At 54.0% G+C, this 19,007-nt stretch carries 15 protein-coding genes; 5 read left to right on the top strand and 10 right to left on the bottom strand.

Annotation, left to right across the window (positions count from 1 at the left end):
- Window positions 1–81: 81 nt before the first annotated feature.
- From prpE to prpB, 4 genes are all read right to left on the bottom strand, one after another.
- Window positions 82–1,968, bottom strand: coding sequence for a propionate--CoA ligase (prpE, locus tag FDX24_RS18305; protein WP_137364717.1), 1,887 nt, complete (start codon window positions 1,966–1,968; stop codon window positions 82–84).
- Window positions 1,969–2,008: 40 nt separating this feature from the next.
- Window positions 2,009–3,460, bottom strand: a complete 1,452-nt coding sequence (locus FDX24_RS18310; RefSeq protein ID WP_137364718.1) for a bifunctional 2-methylcitrate dehydratase/aconitate hydratase — start codon at window positions 3,458–3,460, stop codon at window positions 2,009–2,011.
- A gap of 40 nt (window positions 3,461–3,500) precedes the next feature.
- Window positions 3,501–4,670: a 2-methylcitrate synthase gene (gene prpC, locus FDX24_RS18315; RefSeq protein ID WP_048212504.1), complete on the bottom strand. Its 1,170-nt coding sequence runs from the start codon at window positions 4,668–4,670 to the stop codon at window positions 3,501–3,503.
- Window positions 4,671–4,750: 80 nt separating this feature from the next.
- Window positions 4,751–5,632, bottom strand: coding sequence for a methylisocitrate lyase (prpB, locus tag FDX24_RS18320; protein ID WP_003021316.1), 882 nt, complete (start codon window positions 5,630–5,632; stop codon window positions 4,751–4,753).
- 252 nt (window positions 5,633–5,884) lie between these two features.
- Here prpB and prpR point away from each other — a divergent pair, with 252 nt between their 5' ends.
- Window positions 5,885–7,480, top strand: a complete 1,596-nt coding sequence (gene prpR, locus FDX24_RS18325; protein WP_048212505.1) for a propionate catabolism operon regulatory protein PrpR — start codon at window positions 5,885–5,887, stop codon at window positions 7,478–7,480.
- A gap of 48 nt (window positions 7,481–7,528) precedes the next feature.
- On the opposite strand, the gene yahO is transcribed toward prpR, so the two are convergent.
- A complete protein-coding gene (gene yahO / locus FDX24_RS18330; RefSeq protein ID WP_003021310.1) occupies window positions 7,529–7,804 on the bottom strand; it encodes a DUF1471 family periplasmic protein YahO in 276 nt (91 codons plus the stop codon).
- 273 nt (window positions 7,805–8,077) lie between these two features.
- Here yahO and FDX24_RS18335 point away from each other — a divergent pair, with 273 nt between their 5' ends.
- From FDX24_RS18335 to FDX24_RS18345, 3 genes are all read left to right on the top strand, one after another.
- A complete protein-coding gene (locus FDX24_RS18335; RefSeq protein ID WP_048212506.1) occupies window positions 8,078–8,710 on the top strand; it encodes a LysE family transporter in 633 nt (210 codons plus the stop codon).
- An 88-nt stretch (window positions 8,711–8,798) separates the two neighbouring features.
- Complete coding sequence (locus FDX24_RS18340; protein WP_061067374.1) at window positions 8,799–10,187, top strand: diguanylate cyclase; 1,389 nt, start codon at window positions 8,799–8,801, stop codon at window positions 10,185–10,187.
- 219 nt (window positions 10,188–10,406) lie between these two features.
- Window positions 10,407–11,513, top strand: coding sequence for a 4Fe-4S binding protein (locus tag FDX24_RS18345; protein ID WP_048212508.1), 1,107 nt, complete (start codon window positions 10,407–10,409; stop codon window positions 11,511–11,513).
- A gap of 73 nt (window positions 11,514–11,586) precedes the next feature.
- On the opposite strand, the gene FDX24_RS18350 is transcribed toward FDX24_RS18345, so the two are convergent.
- The 5 genes from FDX24_RS18350 to FDX24_RS18370 are packed head-to-tail and all read right to left on the bottom strand — an operon-like array spanning window position 11,587 to window position 16,332.
- Window positions 11,587–12,480, bottom strand: a complete 894-nt coding sequence (locus tag FDX24_RS18350; RefSeq protein WP_137364719.1) for a MurR/RpiR family transcriptional regulator — start codon at window positions 12,478–12,480, stop codon at window positions 11,587–11,589.
- Window positions 12,481–12,482: 2 nt separating this feature from the next.
- Window positions 12,483–13,430: an ABC transporter substrate-binding protein gene (locus FDX24_RS18355; protein WP_061067372.1), complete on the bottom strand. Its 948-nt coding sequence runs from the start codon at window positions 13,428–13,430 to the stop codon at window positions 12,483–12,485.
- Between the two features lie 15 nt (window positions 13,431–13,445).
- Entirely contained in the window at window positions 13,446–14,498 is a 1,053-nt protein-coding gene (locus FDX24_RS18360) for an iron ABC transporter permease (RefSeq protein WP_137364720.1), read from the bottom strand.
- Window positions 14,495–15,508: an iron ABC transporter permease gene (locus FDX24_RS18365; protein ID WP_137364721.1), complete on the bottom strand. Its 1,014-nt coding sequence runs from the start codon at window positions 15,506–15,508 to the stop codon at window positions 14,495–14,497. The genes FDX24_RS18360 and FDX24_RS18365 overlap by 4 nt, the downstream gene beginning before the upstream one ends.
- Window positions 15,505–16,332: an ABC transporter ATP-binding protein gene (locus tag FDX24_RS18370; protein ID WP_061067369.1), complete on the bottom strand. Its 828-nt coding sequence runs from the start codon at window positions 16,330–16,332 to the stop codon at window positions 15,505–15,507. Before FDX24_RS18370 ends, FDX24_RS18365 begins: the two co-directional genes overlap by 4 nt.
- Before the next feature lie 446 nt (window positions 16,333–16,778).
- Between FDX24_RS18370 and FDX24_RS18375 the strand changes: the two genes are divergently transcribed.
- On the top strand, window positions 16,779–18,941 hold the full coding sequence (locus FDX24_RS18375; protein ID WP_115643820.1) for a TonB-dependent siderophore receptor: 2,163 nt from the start codon (window positions 16,779–16,781) through the stop codon (window positions 18,939–18,941).
- Window positions 18,942–19,007: the final 66 nt, after the last annotated feature.

Consider the following 19,007-nt stretch of genomic DNA (forward strand, 5'->3'; position numbering starts at 1 on the left):
GATGGCGCCGCTTCGCCTTATCTGGCCTACGGTGCGCGGTTTCGTAGGCCGGATAAGGCGAAGCCGCCACCCGGCAACGCCCTACTCCTCGATCGCCTGGCGGATTTGCTGTAACGATGTTGGATCGTCAATGGTGGTCAGATCGCCAGGATCGCGGCCTTCGCAGATCGCCTGGATCGTCCGTCTGAGCATTTTACCGGAACGTGTTTTCGGCAGTTGTGACACGAACCAGACATGTGCCGGACGGCCAAAGTTGCCAATCTGGCTGTCCACCAGTGCCATAATCGCCTTTTCTTCCGAATGGGCGATGTCGCGGTCTTCAAGGCTGTCGCTCTGCTTTGGAATGACAAACGCGACGGCCACCTGCCCTTTCAGCGCATCCTTCACGCCGACCACCGCCACTTCCGCAACGTTCGGATAGCTGGAAATACTCTCCTCGATCTCTCGCGTACCGAGTCGGTGTCCGGCGACGTTGATCACGTCATCCGTACGCCCCAGGATGAAGTAATAGCCATCGGCGTCGCGAATGCCCCAGTCAAAGGTGGCGTACACCGGGCGAGAAAACAGCGACCAGTAGGTATTCACAAAGCGTTCGTCATCGCCCCAGATGGTCTGAATACAGCCCGGCGGCAGCGGCCCTTCGATCACCAGCATGCCCTTCTCGTTTGCCGCACAAGGTTCACCGGTCACCTCATTGAGCAGTTGTACGTTGTAGCCGTACATCGGCACGCCGGGACTGCCCAGACGCGATGGCCTGTCGTCTAGCCCGCGGGCAATCGCCATAATCGGCCAGCCGGATTCAGTCTGCCAGTAGTTGTCGATAACCGGGACGCCCAGCGTTTGGGTTACCCAACTGGCGGTTGGTTCGTCCAGCGGTTCCCCCGCCAGATACAGCACCTCCAGCGAAGAGAGATCGTGATTACGGATTTGCGCGGTCGGGAATTTCTTCAGCACGCGGATGGCGGTCGGGGCGGAGAACATCCGGCAGACCTGATACTTCTCAACAATTTTCCACCACACGCCGCAGTCCGGATACGTTGGCAGACCTTCGTAAACTACCGTCGCCATCCCCGCCAGCAGCGGGGCATACACGATATACGAATGCCCAACTACCCAGCCGATATCCGACGCGCAGAAAAACACGCCGCCCGCTTTACCGCCGAAAATGGTGTCCATCGAGGTCGCCAGCGCCACCGCGTAACCGCCAACATCGCGTTGCACGCCTTTCGGTTTCCCGGTTGTCCCGGAGGTGTAGAGAATGCAGGACGTTTCGTTTGATTCCAGCCAGACAACTGGCACCCGCGCGCCGAGATGCTGTTGGCGCAGCGCGGCAAAGTCGAGGTCACGTCCCTCGACCCGCGCCATTTTCGCCAGACCGCGATCCACCAGCACCACATGACGCGGTCGGTGCTGCGCCTGGTCGATCGCATCATCGAGCAGCTTTTTATACGGCAGGATCTTGCCCCCGCGCGCCCCGGCATCCGCCGAAACGATAACCACCGGTCGGGCGTCGTCGATACGCGCCGCCACGCTGTGCGAGGCGAAACCACCGAACACCACCGAATGAATTGCTCCAATGCGTGCGCAGGCCAGTAGCGTAATGTGCGCCTCGGCGATCATCGGCATATACACCAGCACCCGATCGCCACGCTGTACGCCCAGCGACAATAGCATCGCCGCCACGACGTTCACTTCGTCATACAGCTGACGAAAGGTAAACGTGCGTTCTTCTTCGGTTTCGGATGACACCGCAATTAGCGCCAGCGCGTCAGGCTGTTTCTCCAGCCAGCGGTCGATGGCGTTATGGCACAGATTGGTCGTGCCGTCGCAAAACCAGCGGGCAAACGGCGGGTTGCTGTGGTCCAGTACCTGCGTATACGGCTGCTGCCAGTCAATACGCTGGGCCTGCTCGGCCCAGAACGACTCCGGTTGCGTTATAGAACGTTGATAAAACTCGCTATAAGACATAATGCTCTCCTGTTGAACTTACGCCTTGCTGCACGCTGGTTTAAATAATGAAGAGATCCATATACTCATTGACCGGCATCTGCTCCAGGCGAGTTCTGTCCAGGGAGACATCCAGGATGCGCTGCTGCTGACGGGTCGGGAACTGACGCGCCAGGTTGATTTTGAACTTCTCGACCAGCTTCGGCATGCCATCAGTACGACGACGCGCGTGGCCGATTGGGTATTCCACTACCACTTCTTCAAAGCGTGAGCCGTCGGTGAATTCCAGAGTGATGGCGTTGGCGATGGCGCGTTTTTCAGGGTCGTGGTAATCGGCGGTAAAGGCCGGATCTTCGAAGCAGTTGATCTTCTCACGCAGTGCATCAATGCGTTTGTCCTGCGCCACGCCGTCTTCGTAATCTGCCGCCGTTAAGCGCCCGAACAGCAGCGGAATGGCCACCATATACTGGATACAGTGATCCCTGTCCGCCGGGTTATTCAGCGGGCCTTTTTTATCGATGATGCGGATACAGGCTTCGTGCGTGCGAATGGTGACTTTTTCGATATCCGCTACCGTTTTACCCGCGGCCTGCAACTGCTCGTACAGCGTCATGGCCGCTTCTACCGCGGTCTGCGAGTGGAACTCGGCCGGGAAGGAGATTTTAAACAGCACGTTTTCCATCACGTATGAGCCGTACGGGCGCTGGAAGCGGAACGATTCGCCTTTGAAAGAGACGTCATAGAAGCCCCAGGTTTTCGCCGTCAGCGCAGACGGATACCCCATCTCACCGGTTTTCGCCATCAGCGCCAGGCGTACCGCGCGCGAGGTCGCATCGCCTGCGGCCCAGGATTTACGCGTGCCGGTATTCGGCGCATGGCGATAAGTACGCAGCGACTGTCCGTCGACCCACGCCAGCGACACGGCGTTGAGAATTTCATCCCGGTTCAGGCCAAGCATCTCAGCGACCACCGCCGTGGAGGCCACTTTTACCAGCAGAACGTGATCGAGACCAACACGGTTAAACGAGTTTTCCAGCGCGATACAGCCCTGAATCTCATGAGCTTTAATCATGCCGGTCAGCACTTTTTTCATGGTCAACGGTGCTTTTCCCGCCGCTACCGCATTGCGTGACAGCCAGTCAGCCGTGGCCAGAATACCGCCGAGGTTATCAGAAGGATGACCCCACTCAGCGGCAAGCCAGGTATCGTTGAAGTCCAGCCAGCGGATCATCGCACCGATGTTAAACGCCGCCTGCACCGGGTCGAGCTGGAACTGGGTGCCAGGTACGCGCACGCCGTTCGGTACCACTGTACCTGGGACGACCGGCCCCAGCAGTTTTTTACAGGCCGGATATTCCAGCGCTTCCAGGCCACAGCCTAAGGTATCAAGCAGGCAATAATGCGCGGTGTCATACGCCACCTTCGAGGTGACCTCGTAGTTCATGACGTAATCAACGATATCAACGATTTCACGGTCAAATTCCGGGCGGACGTTCGAAATATGTGCGGACATAGGGTACATTTCCTGTTTTTTATCTTTAGAGGTTTTTGAATTAGCAACGTTTTTCAATCGGGACAAATTCGCGATCTTCCGGGCCGGTGTAATTGGCGGAAGGACGGATAATTTTATTGTCCTGGCGCTGTTCGATGATGTGCGCCGCCCAGCCGGTGACGCGGGCGATAACAAACAGCGGGGTGAACATTTCGGTCGGGACGCCCATCATGTTGTAGGAGACCGCTGAGAACCAGTCGAGGTTGGGGAACATCTTTTTCGTTTCCCACATTACGTCTTCCAGACGGTCGGCAATGTTGTACATTTTCAGCGAACCACCTTCCTGGGAAAGCTGTTTTGCCACGCGTTTGATCACCTGATGGCGCGGGTCGGCGATGGTGTAAACCGGATGACCAAAGCCAATCACCACTTCTTTGTTTTCCACGCGTTTACGGATATCCGCTTCAGCTTCGTCCGGCGTTTCGTAGCGCTGTTGGATCTCCAGCGACACTTCATTCGCCCCGCCGTGTTTCGGTCCACGCAGTGCGCCAATCGCGCCGATAATCGCGGAATACATATCGGAGCCGGTCCCGGCAATCACGCGGCTGGTAAAGGTGGAGGCGTTAAATTCGTGCTCGGCGTACAACACCAGCGAAATATGCATCGCTTTTTCCCAGCTTCGCGAAGGCTTTTCGCCATGCAGCAGGTGCAGGAAGTGACCGCCAATGGAATCATCGTCAGTTTCCGGCTGAATACGCTCGCCGTTATGGCTGTAGTGATACCAGTACAAAAGGATTGAACTGAGCGAAGCCAGTAGCTTGTCGGCAATATCGCGCGCGCCGGAGACGGTATGACCTTCTTTTTCCGGCAGCGTACAGCCCAGCGCGGAGACGCCGGTGCGCATCACGTCCATCGGATGCGAGGCGGCAGGCAGCGCTTCCAGCACGGTGCGCACATTAGCGGGCAGTCCGCGCAGCGCTTTTAGTTTGCTTTTATAGGCGGTGAGTTCATCGCGGGTGGGTAATTTCCCGTGGATCAGCAGATGCGCGACTTCTTCAAATTCGCACTGCTGCGCCAGGTCGAGAATATCGTAGCCACGATAGTGTAAATCGTTACCGCTTTTACCGACGGTACACAGCGCGGTATTTCCGGCGGTAACGCCTGACAGCGCAACCGATTTTTTAGGTTTAATGACATGGGTACTATTTTGCAGGATCGTTGTGTCGCTCATGTTGTCCTCGTCATTTTTATAATATGTAGGGTACAAATTTATTGCCGGATGGCGGCTGTGCCTTATCCGGCCTACGACGGTTACTTTTTGCTATACAACGCGTCGAGTTTCTCTTCGAACTGGTAGTAATTGATGCTTTCGTACAGTTCGTTACGCGTCTGCATAATGTCGATCACGCTCTTTTGCGTTCCTTCCTGACGCAGCACGTTGTAAACCTTTTCCGCTGCGCGGTTCATGGCGCGGAAAGCCGACAGCGGATACAGCGCCATCGCGACGTTTGCGCTGCGCAGTTCATCGGTGGTGAACAGCGGCGTAGCGCCAAATTCAGTAATGTTGGCGAGGATCGGCACCTGCACCGCGTCGGCAAACTGGCGGTACATCGCAAGCTCGGTAATGGCTTCCGGGAACAGCATGTCAGCGCCCGCTTCGACGTACGCCTGGGCGCGATCGATGGCAGCCTCTAACCCTTCCACCGCCAACGCATCGGTTCGCGCCATAATGACAAAATTGGGATCGGTACGTGCATCCACCGCCGCGCGGATCCTGTCGACCATCTCTTCTTTAGAGACGATCGCTTTGTTCGGACGATGACCGCAGCGCTTGGCGCCGATCTGATCTTCAATATGCAGCGCGGCAGCCCCAGCTTTGGAAATCGACTTCACGGTACGCGCCACGTTGAACGCTGACGATCCAAACCCGATATCCGCATCCACCAGCAAGGGCAGCGGGCAAACATCAGTAATGCGACGAATATCGGTCAGCACATCATCCAGGGTAGAAATACCAAGATCCGGCAGACCCAGAGACCCTGCCGCCACGCCGCCGCCGGAGAGATAAATCGCCTGATACCCGGCGCGTTGGGCCAGCAGAGCGTGATTGGCGTTGATGGTGCCAACGATTTGTAATGGATTTTCTTTGCTGAGCGCGGCGCGAAACGCCAGCCCTGGGGAGTGTAGAGACATATCCCGTCCTCTTGTTATCAACTTGTTAGCATTAGTTGATTTACCTAAAGCAAGGGGTATGCCAAAGACCTTAATTTTTCATCAATTTATATATTCACCTTTAAAAACAATGCATTAAAATCAATTCCTGTATCTTTGTTGTACAAAAGCGTGTCAGCTATCGTTTCATGAAACTGGCCTTAACGTTTCATTGCAACATTTATGAAACACAACTAAACCCTAATACTCGGTTCCTTACTTTTTGGGTTGGCTATGGCTGATACGTATCTTCCGCCGCGGGTGAACGACGACAAACCGGTTATCTGGACCGTTTCGGTCACCCGCCTGTTCGAACTGTTTCGCGACATCAGCCTGGAGTTCGACCACCTGGCGACCATCACCCCTATTCAGTTGGGTTTTGAAAAAGCGGTGACGTATATCCGCAAGAAGCTGGCGAGCGAGCGTTGTGATGCGATCATTGCGGCGGGCTCCAACGGTGCCTATCTGAAAAGCCGCTTATCAATTCCGGTTATTCTGATTAAACCCAGCGGCTTCGATGTGCTACAGGCATTGGCGAAAGCGGGAAAACTCACATCATCGATTGGCGTCATTACCTATCAGGAAACCATTCCTGCGCTTCTCGCCTTTCAAAAGACCTTCAATTTGCAGCTTGAGCAGCGCAGCTATATCACTGAAGAAGATGCTCGTGGGCAAATCAACGAACTGAAGGCCAGCGGTACACAAGCGGTAGTCGGCGCGGGGCTGATTACCGACCTGGCGGAAGAAGCGGGTATGACCGGCATCTTTATCTATTCAGCGGCTACCGTGCGCCAGGCCTTTGTCGATGCGCTGGATATGACGCGCCTGACGCTACGGCGAAACGGTCAATACGCTTCTGGCGATACGATGCGCACCCGCTACGCGCTCGGTGATATGCGCGGTCACTCTGCGCAGATGGAACAGGTACGGCACACCATAATGCTCTACGCCCGTTCTCGCGCACCGGTGTTGATTCAGGGCGAAACGGGCACGGGTAAAGAGCTGGCGGCGCAGGCCATTCATCGTGAATATTTCACCCGTCAGGAGAATCGACGCGGTAAACCCTCACCACCGTTTGTCGCCGTCAACTGCGGGGCAATCACCGAATCCTTACTGGAAGCGGAGTTGTTTGGCTATGAAGATGGCGCTTTTACCGGCTCACGGCGGGGCGGACGCGCGGGTCTGTTTGAAATCGCCCACGGCGGAACACTGTTTCTTGATGAGATAGGCGAAATGCCGCTGCCGTTACAAACCCGACTGCTACGCGTGCTGGAGGAAAAAGAGGTTACCCGGGTCGGTGGGCACCAGCCGATTCCGGTCGATGTGCGGGTGATTAGCGCCACCCACTGCAATCTGGAGCAGGAGATGAAACAAGGCGAGTTTCGTACCGATTTGTTTTATCGCCTGAGCATTCTGCGCCTCAAGCTGCCGCCGCTACGCGAGCGGTTGCCCGATATCCTGCCGCTGGCGGAAGGCTTTTTAAAACAGTCACTGGCGGAATTAGATGTGCCGTTTTCTGAGCCTGTGCGCAAAGGACTAGGGCTCAGCCAACATATGCTGCTGAATTACGGCTGGCCGGGGAATATTCGTGAGCTGCGCAATATGATGGAGCGTCTGGCATTATTTTTAAGCGTCGAGCCACAACCAGAACTTAACGTCCATTTCTTGCAGCAATTATTGCCAGAACTGGCGATTGTCGCCGAAATACCCCAGATATCATCATCACTGACGCCACAACAGGTGCTGGCACAATTCAATGGTGATAAAACAGCGGCGGCACGATATCTCGGTATCAGCCGAACCACGTTTTGGCGCAGGTTAAAAGAATAACCCGCCAGTACAGAGGCTGGCGGGTATTTTATCTTTCAATGCAGCGTATTATTTTTTCTTGTAGATATTGGCTGTGCCATGGATTTTATTATCCGTTTGACCGGAAGTTAATACCACAACATCGGCGCCTTTCTCTTCGGCTTTCTTCAGCAGCTCTTCTTTAGCATCTGCGACAGAAACTTCATTACTCGTTGAGATATCACCGATTTTTGTGTACTGCGACTCAACCTTTTCAAACTCAAGTTTTGTCATAAATTCCGCAGCATATGCGTTGGTCACGACAAAAGCTAATGCACCAATAAGTACTTTAATTCCAGTTTTCATAGACCAGCTCCAGGTTTTGTTATGACGCCATCATCGATCCCTGAACATGAGATAACGCGATTCAAGGATGATTAATAACTAGTCCAGCCTGGATAAAAAATCCACACTCAGCAGAAATATATAGAAATTTTGCGGCACAGAAAAAACCAGCCATCGCGTATCCGCATTTCAACCGGTTCAAAGTTTCAATAGCCAGTGTGAGTTAATCCTCAGAACAGCCAGCTCGTTGAAATTATAGTGTTAACTTTATGAATATTTGAGGAATGGTTGTCTATGGAACCGCTACACGCCGTCGTACTCACCGTCAGCCTGTTTGTTTTAACCTTTTTCAACCCCGGGGCGAACCTGTTTGTGGTGGTGCAAACCAGCCTGGCATCAGGACGGCGCGCGGGGGTGATGACCGGTCTGGGCGTGGCCCTGGGCGACGCGTTTTACTCCGGCCTTGGCCTGTTTGGTATGGCAACGCTTATTACCCAGTGTGAAGAGATATTTTCGTTGATTAAGATTGTTGGCGGAACCTATCTGCTGTGGTTTGCCTGGAACAGCATTCGCCATCAGGCGACACCGCAAATGCCCACGTTACAGCAGCCGATATCCGCCCCCTGGTATGTATTCTTTCGTCGCGGGCTGTTAACGGATTTATCGAATCCGCAAACCGTATTGTTTTTTATTAGTATTTTCTCGGTCACCTTAAGCGCAGAAACCCCGACCTGGGCCAGGCTGATGGCATGGGCAGGCATTGTGCTTTCTTCTGTTATCTGGCGTATTTTTCTCAGCCAGGCGTTTTCTCTTCCTGCAGTACGCCGTGCATATGGTCGCATTCAGCGCGTTGCCAGCCGGGTAATTGGCGCCATTATCGGCGTCTTCGCCTTAAGGCTGATTTATGAAGGTATTCGCCATCGTTAATGCGTAAAGAGAGTTTCACTTGACCATCGTGACGTAATTGTCCGTAATACCGCCTGAATTTTTCAATCACATTTTGAGTGGCTGTGAGATGGAACAGGTTGATCCCGTAAACGACACATTACTCCTTACAGAATGGCGGGCGCTAATACGCCAGACATCCCCTGACGTTCATACGATCCTCACAGGGTTAAGCGACGATGAGATCCGCCATTTAGTGACCGTTTTTTATGACTACATGCTCTCTCATGCGGAGAGCGCGTTGTTTCTGAATACGGAGCAGGTCAGTACGCGACTGAGCGGCAGTATGTTTGACTGGTTGCGCAGCGTGCTCGGCAGCGCATATGAAGACCTCCCGCTCTTGCTGGCAAAACAGCGTGAAATTGGTGTGGTACACGCCCGTATCGGCCTGCCTATCGATCTGGTTAACCGCGGTGCACGTAAGCTAAAAGAAGAGCTGTATCAGTTGCTGAAAAGTAAGGCCGACTACTCTGTCAGCCTGTTGAGCGATGCTATCTGTTTCAGCAGTCTGGCGATGGACACCGCGCTGGAGGCCATGACCGTTTCCTACTCTCCAAGCTATCAAAACTCGCTGCACACGCAGGAGCAGTATCGGCTGCAGACCATTTACGACGACGTCAACGTCGAGCGCGAACGGCAAATCCGTTCGTTTACCGATTGGGAAAATCAGTTTATCTACAACATTGCGACCGGCTTACCGTCCGGTGATCTGGTGTTCCTGGCGGACTCAGATTTTGGTATGTGGTTCTCCCATAAAGGAAAACACATTCTTGGCAGCGGTAATCTGCTGGCAGAAATGGAATCCGTGATCGCTGAAATCGATAACCGTCTGACACAGGCATTCTCGAATCAGCAACAACCTGGCGAAACCGAACGGATGAGCTTATTGCAGGATATCCGACAGCTCTCGGCCAAAATCCATTTTCTCCTCGCCTCAATGTTTGAAGCGCTGGTCAAACAGGAAAATGGCAAAGACTCGCTGACCCAGCTGCTTAATCGCCGCTTTATTCCGACGATTATGCGCCGTGAAATCTCGCTGGCGTTACATTCACGAAGGCCCTTTACCCTGGCAATGCTGGACATTGATTATTTTAAGCAGATCAACGACAGCTACGGACATAACACTGGCGATATGACGCTGAAAAACGTCGCGGCCGTTATTTATGAGCACATCCGCAGTAGCGATTACGTATTCCGTTATGGTGGTGAAGAGTTTATGATTCTGCTCGTCGAATCAGACGAATCGCAAGCCTCTATTATTCTGGAAACACTGCGCAAGAAAATTGCCGAGCTGCGTATCGCCGCTTCCATGACTGAATCCTTCTCTATTACCGTCAGTATCGGCGTTGCCGAATATGACTATCACCCCGACTACAAACAACTGGTTGATAAAGCCGATCGCGCGCTCTATCTGGCGAAAAGCCATGGCCGTAACCGCGTAGAAACGTACCGGGAATGACTGTCGTCCCCCACAGATAAATAAATACCCCGTTCAGGGTATTTATCTGACCTGTGATAAATATCGTGCTGTTATTTTTATACATGCCCATTAGCGTGATAAAAATGGCAGCCGATTAATAAGATGCAAATCAAATACACTATATCTTTATAGCGGTAGCATATCCCGGTGATGAGTCTTCCTGAATGCAGGGGGAAATATGAGGGATAATAAAAGATCATGAACGGGAAGAAGAAAACGCGCTGGCAGCGCCGCCCTGGTACCGTCGGAGGAAAACTGCCGTGGAATGACTGGCGCAATGCCAGTAGCTGGAGAAAAGCCACCCAGTTTCTCCTGTTGGCTATCAATATCTATATTGGCGTGACGTTCTGGTATTGGGTTCGCTATTTCGAAACAGCCGGTACCAGCGTTTATATATCAAGACCCGGCGGTATTGAGGGATGGCTTCCCATTGCCGGTCTGATGAATATCAGATACACACTGGAAACCGGCTTTCTTCCCCCTATTCACGCCGCTTCCATGCTGCTGCTTGTTGCCTTTATCCTGATGAGTCTGCTGTTAAAAAAAGCGTTCTGCTCGTGGTTGTGCCCGGTGGGTACGCTGTCTGAGCTGATAGGGAATCTGGGCAAAAAAATAACGGGTCGCAACTTCACCCTGCCGCGCTGGCTGGACCTCCCTTTGCTGAGCCTGAAATATCTGCTGCTGAGTTTCTTTCTATATATCGCCCTGTCGATGCCAGCACAGGGGATTCAGTATTTTCTGATGTCAGCCTACGGCATGATTATCGACGTTAAGATGCTCGATTTCTTTCGTAATATCGGCTCGACGACGCTCATCGTAGTGGCGGTTATCAGCATCATGAGCCTGTTTATTCGCAATGCGTGGTGCCGTTATCTGTGCCCTTATGGCGCACTGCTTGGCCTGTTCTCTTTGCTGTCGCCGTTTAAGATCCGCCGTAATGCCGACAGTTGCATCGATTGCGGCAAATGCACAAAGAACTGCCCGTCGAATATTCCGGTCGATCGCTTAATTCAGGTACGCACCGTTGAGTGCACAGGATGTATGACCTGTGTGGAATCCTGTCCGGTAGCCTCGACGCTGACTATGTCACTGAAGACACCGCCTGGCGCACAATCAGGGCATAGCGCAGCGCCGACACCATGGTGGCGACAAGGTAGGTTATCAGGGTGGACAATGACGCTACTGCTGCTCGGTATTCTGTTTGCCGCCGTAGGTTATGCGGTGTACGCCAACGTCTGGCAGACGCCGGTGCCGGATCATATGTATTTCCAGCTGATCCCGAAGGCCAGAATGATCGGCCATTAATGGTTTGATCTGTCTGCCTTTATGCCGGGTGGCGACGCCCCACTACCCGGCCTACACATCGGGTATAACCGGTTTATTTCTTCGCCCCGGATTTACCAATGCCCCGATACAGTTCGTTAATCCGTTTCACGGACTTAATTGAACGTTGCGGCGCAGTCGAAGCAACGGACAGGACGATCATTTCCAGACACACCAGCACCGTACCGTGAAGCGGCATTTTCCCATTCTCGCCGCCGCGTGGCACGTTAATCACCACATCCGCTTCTTTACTAAAACGGGAATCCAGCGCGTTCGTCAGTAAAATAACCGGGACACCCAACCGCCTGGCCTCGCGAATGGTCGTCAGCCCTTCCCGATGCGGTGATTTCTGCGCCATCATGATCAGCACATCTCCCCGCTGCAATGCGATCAGTTGCTCTGCGAGGTTAATCCCGGTGCGATTAAATGCTACCGCAGGCAGGCCAATACGGCTGAGCAGACGAGTGGTATAATCCGCCAATACGCCGGATGCGCCAATACCAAAAATCCCCACCTGACGGGCTTCTACCAATAACGCCACCGCCTGGGCAATCGCATAGCGGTTTTGCGGTGTAGAAAGAGCTTCACAGGTACGCTGATGCCCCTGCAGGACGAAGTCAATGCTTGAGTTCACATCGCAAGAAAGCGTATTCACCGTGGTGGTCATCTTCTCTTCTGAGGTCACGCCAGGACCAAACCAGTGCTCAATGGTCTGCTTTAAATCGCGCAACCCGGCAAACCCCAGCGCCTGAATTGCCCTGACCACCGTCGCGTCAGAGGTTTGCGTGGCGGCAGCGATTTCTATCGCCGTAAACTCCAGCACCACTTCGCGATTTTCGTTGATATAACGCGCCACGGCCTGCATGCGTGGCGAGAGTAAATGCGCCCGGGCGCGAAAACGGTCACCATAGACATCAATACGGTTTTTGGCTTTTTTCGCCGTCAGCATGGTTATTTAGCCTCCGGTAGCCATCGTCCGGCGATATGCGTTTGCACCTGCGCCACCATCAGACTGAGCGAGGCATAGGAATTGGATATCGCCTCTTCACGGGAGAGTAAAACGTAATGTCCGCGCTGGCAGGCGGTCAGGAACTCACACCAGCCAGGCATCACCGCATCCATCGCCGCGATTTCATCCTGCGGTTTACCGCCCGTATCGCCACGCCAGGTCGCGAAGACAAAATCGGCATCCAGTTCAGGCAGACGTTCCGCACTGACATCAATGCGCCCACCCGGCGGAATGCTGTCGATAAGCTTCGGGAAGGTGAAGCCAGCATCGCGTAAAACTCGCCCCAGGGAGTGATAGGTGTGTAACGCGTTGATTTTTCCCTGATTGGCCTGTATTACCGCCACAGAGATGTGCTGCGTATCTACTGTCCGCTTGAGCTGGGCAATTTCTTCACGGTAGCGCCGTTCCAGCAATGCCAGCCGGTTCTGCGTACCTGTAAGCTGCGCCAGCTTGCGGTAGATTTCCGGCGCACCGCCATCAAGATGATCGATGCTGACCGTCGGCGCTATTTTTTCCAGTTGCTCAATCGGCGTGTTACGGCTGGGTTCGGTGATGATTAAATCCGGTTTCGCGGCGACAATGGCTTCAATATCAATATCCGCCGTGCCGATATACGCAATCGACGAGTTATCAAAATCAACCCCTGTCAACAGCGCACCTGAGCGCAGAAAATGGCTGCCATCCGGGCGTGTTCGGCCGTGACTGGCCACCGGAGGCACGCCCAGCTCGATCAGCGGAATAGTGATGTCGAGATCGTGCAATGACACAATGCGCTGCGGATGTAGCGGCACGTTCACCACTCGCCCGAGATCGTCAGTAAATGACTGAACAGGCACCGCCGCCTGGGCGGTGCAGCCGACCAGCAGCAGCAATGAAAAGATTAAACGCATATACCCTCTTAACAATTACAAACGATCCCGGCGACGCCAGAGCAACAGTAAAAAGAACGGTCCACCGACCAGGGCAATGACGATCCCGGCGGGGATTTGCAGTGGGGCAAACGCCAGACGCCCCACGGTATCGGTGACCAGCACCAGCAATGCACCGATCAACGCACTTCCCCACAGCAGCGCTATTTGTCCGCCACGCAGCCAGAATCGTGCCATGTGTGGCGCCATTAACCCGACAAAACCGAGGCTGCCCACGCAGGCAACACTGGCGGCGGTGAGTACAACCGGCGCGAGAAAACGCAACAACGCCAGTCGGGGTAAACGTACACCCAGCCCCGTTGCCGTCGCATTGCCAAGTAGCGCCACATCTGAAGCTCTCGCCGTGGCAAATAAGATGATGGCCGCAGGCAACGTCCAGGCCAGTGCCACCAGCAGTAGCGGCCAGGTGGCGGCATGAAGGCTGCCCGCCAGCCAGACCAGTGCAGTCTGAACGTCACGGACATCCGCGGTGGTCATAAATACGCCCATTCCCGCGGCAAAGAACCACGACACGCCAATGCCTATCAACACGAAGCGAGGCCGGGAGAAATCACGGGCCAGCAGCATCACCAGTGCCGCGACCAGTGCGCCACCGGCCATTCCCGCCAGGGGCCGCCAGACCAGACTTGCGGACGGGAAAAATAGCACCAGGGCCAGCACCACCACGCAACTCCCTTCTTTGACACCGATAAGCCCGGGATCGGCCAACCCGTTGCGGGTGATAGATTGCATCGCCGCCCCAGCCAATCCGAGCATCGCCCCGCACAGAAGCGCCATCAGCAGTCGCGGCAGTCGTACATCCCAAACGACATACTGTTGCTGAGCCGTCAACGCCTGAGGGTCAAACACCGCCCTTCCGATAGCGGAAGCCGGAACCGGGAGCGAACCCTGCATCACGCCGAACAGCAGTAATGCGATTGCCAGCACCGTCAGGCTGAGGCTGTACAGCACGGTTTTGGGACGAATGACACGAGAAAATCCCCCCACCCGCCATGCACGAAGCCCTGCACGCTGCAGCATATCGTTCATTTCAAAAACCTCGACGCAATGAAAATAAACGCCGGCGCGCCCACCAGGGCGGTCATGATCCCTGTAGCCAGCTCCTGCGGAGCCAGCACCGTGCGGGCGGCAATATCCGCCAGTAGCAGCAGCGCCGCACCCAGCAATGCCGACGTCGGTAGCATCTGACGAATATCTTCTGTTACCAGACGGCGGGTAACGTTAGGCACTAACAGACCGATAAACCCCAGTGGCCCCACGACAGAGACTGCCGCACCGCACAACAGCGCAATGGCTACCATCGCCAGCAAGCGTATGCGCAGAATGTTCACCCCTAACCCACAGGCCATACGGTCGCCGAGAGCCAGAATATTCAGGCCCGGCGCGATAGCGAGCGCCAAAACCATACCAGCTAGCGACGGAGGAACAGCGCTTTTGACTGCTTCCCAGTGCAGACCAGAAAGATCGCCCACCAGCCAAGTGCGCATTGCCAACAGGGTTTGTTCATCCAGAATCAGGATGGCCGCAGTAAGCGATGACACAATGGCCGACAGCGCCACGCCGCACAGCGTAACCTTCAGCGGCGTTAACCCCCCCCGTCCGGCAGATGCAAGCGCCATCACCAACGAAAAGAGTGCCGCAGCACCGCCTGCCGCCAGCAATGGCTGGCTTACCCCCGTCACGCCAAGCGCGGTGCACAACACAACGACAAACGCCGCACCGGCATTCAGCCCCAGAATATGCGGCTCTCCCAGCGGATTACGAATCAACGCCTGCAACAGCACACCCGCCACACCTAACGCTGCGCCGACCAGCATCGCCGCCGTCATGCGCAGCAGACGTAAGGAGACAATAATCCGGTGGTCGAAATCTTTCGCGTCAAAGTGGAACAGCGCCTGCACGACGGTCTGCGGGCTGATAGTGCGTGCGCCAACACCCAGATGCACCACCGCCAGAACACACAACAGCAGCGTTAACACGGGGAGTGCCAGCATAAACCGGCCACGGCGACGAGCCAGTGTGCTTGTCATGACCGTCATTGCTCTTGCCCGCCTGGCGCGCGGAACGGCATAAAGAACGGTTTGCCGGTGAGAGGATTCACCGACATCTGCACGTCGACGTCAAACACGTGCTTAATCAACTCGGGCGTGCAGTTTTCGCCATCATGCACGACGCCCTGCAACGTCCCCTGTTTGAGGAACACCAGCATGTCCCCGTAATTGACCGCAAAATTCAGGTCATGCAGGACCACGATCACTGTACGACCATGATGGCGAGTCAGTGAATGCAACAGTTCAAGGATCTCCACCTGATAGCGCAGATCGAGAAACGTAGTCGGCTCATCCAACAAGATGACCGGCGTTTGCTGTGCCAGCGCCATCGCAATCCAGCAGCGCTGACGTTGCCCACCGGAAAGGCTCTCCACCGGCAAATGCGCAAAATCAGCAGTTCCGGTTAACTGGAGCGCCTGCTCCACGGCACGTTCGTCATCGTCCGTCCATTGCGAAAGCATGTTCTGCCAGGGAAAACGCCCACGCGATACCAGTTCGAAAACGGTAAGTCCTTCTGGCACCAATGGGGATTGCGGCAGGATGCCAAGCTGGCGCGAAACCGCTTTGGTGGGCTGTTGATGAATGGCTTTGCCATCCAGCAATACGCTGCCGCCGTGCGGTTTCAACATCCGAGCCATGGTGCTTAACAACGTTGATTTACCCGAGCCGTTCGCCCCCACCAGCACCGTCATTTTGCCTTGCGGAATAGTGAGACAGATATCGTGGACAATAGTGTTATGGCGATAACCCGCAGAAAGCTGTTGTAGTTCAATGCCCGTTCTGTGGGCGGTATTTTCCACATGCTGTGGCATGTTCACTCCTGCGCCGCCGCATGGCAAAGCCTGCATGCGTAATTCTCTAAATAAAAATAAAACTCATTCTCTTTGTGATCTTGCTGGCTTGCGCTGTAGTAGTCAAGAAATTACACCCTGTAGTTACATCACCTGTTGCCAACAACCAAAGCACAAATAAAAAATGCTGTAAAATCAATAAAAATCATTCTTTTTCAATGCATTGTAAATTAAATACCCTTAAAAAAACGACGGTTAAGTTGCGTCGAATCGCCTGTAGTTTCTTTTTCATTTTTACGTTTACTACTACAAACGCCCATGATTGAATGATTCTCAATTACACATCTGATGCCAGTAACGCCGGCTTACAGATGGATAAATGCAGGGCTGGCAAGCCGGGCAATGAATTGAATCAACCTGTTTCCCTGCCCATTTTTGGCAGGGTCTTTTGCGGAATAAATAAAATAATGGCTGAGTTAACGACTTACTTTTCGGGGATGAAAGGGCGGGCATTGTGCTCTGCTCTCTTTCTGGGCATAACAACAACACCTACTGTATTTGCAGCGGAGAAAGAGACGACTCCGCCTAAAGGGGAAGATACCATCACCGTTCGGGCAGATGCGTCGTCTGCCGATCAGGCCGTAACATCGGGTTATCAACCGCTGAGCTCGTCCACCGCGACGCTGACATCCATGCCATTGTTGGATATCCCACAAGTGGTGAACACTGTTAGCGATAAAGTGCTGGAAGATCAGCATGTCACGACGCTGGACGAAGCGCTGTATAACGTCAGTAACGTTGTGCAAACCAACACATTAGGTGGCACACAGGATGCGTTTGTTCGCCGTGGCTTCGGCGCAAACCGTGACGGCTCGGTGATGACCAACGGTCTGAAAACCGTGTTGCCGCGCAGCTTTAACGCCGCAACCTCACGCGTGGAAGTGCTGAAAGGCCCGGCCTCAACCCTGTACGGGATTCTCGATCCCGGCGGCCTGATTAACGTCGTCACCAAACGTCCGGAAACGCAGTTTGGCGGGTCGATTTCAGCAACCTCCAGCAGTTTTGGCGGCGGTACGGGGCAGTTTGACGTGACAGGGCCGATTGAAGGTACGCCGTTGGCGTATCGTCTGATTGGCGAGTACCAACACGAGGATTACTGGCGCAACTTTGGCACCAATCAGAGCAGCTTTATCTCCCCTTCTCTGACCTGGTTTGGCGACAACGCCACCGTCAGCGTGCTCTATTCACACCGCGACTACAAAGCGCCGTTCGATCGCGGCACCATTTTCGATCTCAACACCAAACACGCGGTGAATGTGGATCGCAAAACCCGCTTTGATGAGCCGTTTAATATCACCGACGGCAAATCGGATCTGGCACAGTTGAATGCCGAATACCGCTTCAACAGCGAATGGACAGCGAAATTCGACTACAGCTTTAGCCAGGATAAATACAGCGATAATCAGGCTCGCGTAATGGCGTATGATTCTGCAACCGGAAATCTGACCCGCCGTGTCGATGCCACTCAAGGCTCCACCCAGCGCATGCACGCCACACGTGCCGATTTACAGGGCAACGTCGATATCGCTGGCTTTTATAACGAGATCCTCACCGGCGTCTCTTATGAGAACTACGATCTGCTACGCACCGACATGATCCGCTGCAAGAACGTAAAAGGGTTCAATATTTATAATCCTGTCTACGGTACGTTGGATAAATGTACTAACGTTTCTGCCGCTGATAGCGATCAGACCATTCAACAAGAGAGCTATTCTGCGTATGTGCAGGACGCGCTGTACCTGACCGATAAATGGATCGCCGTCGCCGGGATGCGTTATCAGTACTACACCGAATACGCTGGCAAAGGGCGTCCGTTCAACGTCAACACCGACAGTACCGACCAACAGTGGGTGCCCAAATTCGGTATGGTTTACAAACTGACGCCGTCGGTATCGCTGTTCGGTAACGTCTCGCGATCCTTCATGCCGCAATATTCTATCGCCAGTTATATTGGCGAACTGCCACCTGAAACCTCAACGGCTTATGAAGTGGGGGCAAAATTCGATATCTTTGACGGTATCACCGCCAATATTGCCCTGTTTGATATTGATAAACGCAATGTGCTGTACAACGAAATGATCAATGGCGAAACCGTGGCGAAAACGGCGGGTCGCGTGCGTTCACAAGGCGTGGAAGTGGATGTCGCCGGTTCGTTGACCACCAACACCAATATTATCGCCAGCTACGGTTATACCGCCGCGAAAGTGACGGAAGATCCTGATTACAAAGGTAAGCCGCTGCCTAATGTACCGAAGCATACCGGCTCATTATTCCTCACCTACGATATTCAGAATGCCTTTATGGGCAATACCCTGACGATTGGCGGTGGGGGTCATGGGGTGAGTCGCCGTTCCGCAACCAATGGCGCAGACTATTATCTGCCAGGCTATTTTGTCGCCGATGCCTTTGCCGCTTATAAGATGAAGCTGCAATATCCGGTCACATTGCAGCTCAATGTGAAAAACCTGTTTGATAAGACCTATTACACCTCATCCATTGCCACCAATAATCTGGGTAATCAGATCGGCGACCCACGAGAAGTGCAGTTCACGGTGAAAATGGAATTCTGATCCTCTTCATCCATTAACCCTGCCAATTCTGGCAGGGTTTCCCGCTTATTCCGCCATTTTAAGATA

This window comes from Citrobacter sp. wls716 (assembly GCF_005280975.1).
Lineage (GTDB): Bacteria > Pseudomonadota > Gammaproteobacteria > Enterobacterales > Enterobacteriaceae > Citrobacter > Citrobacter youngae.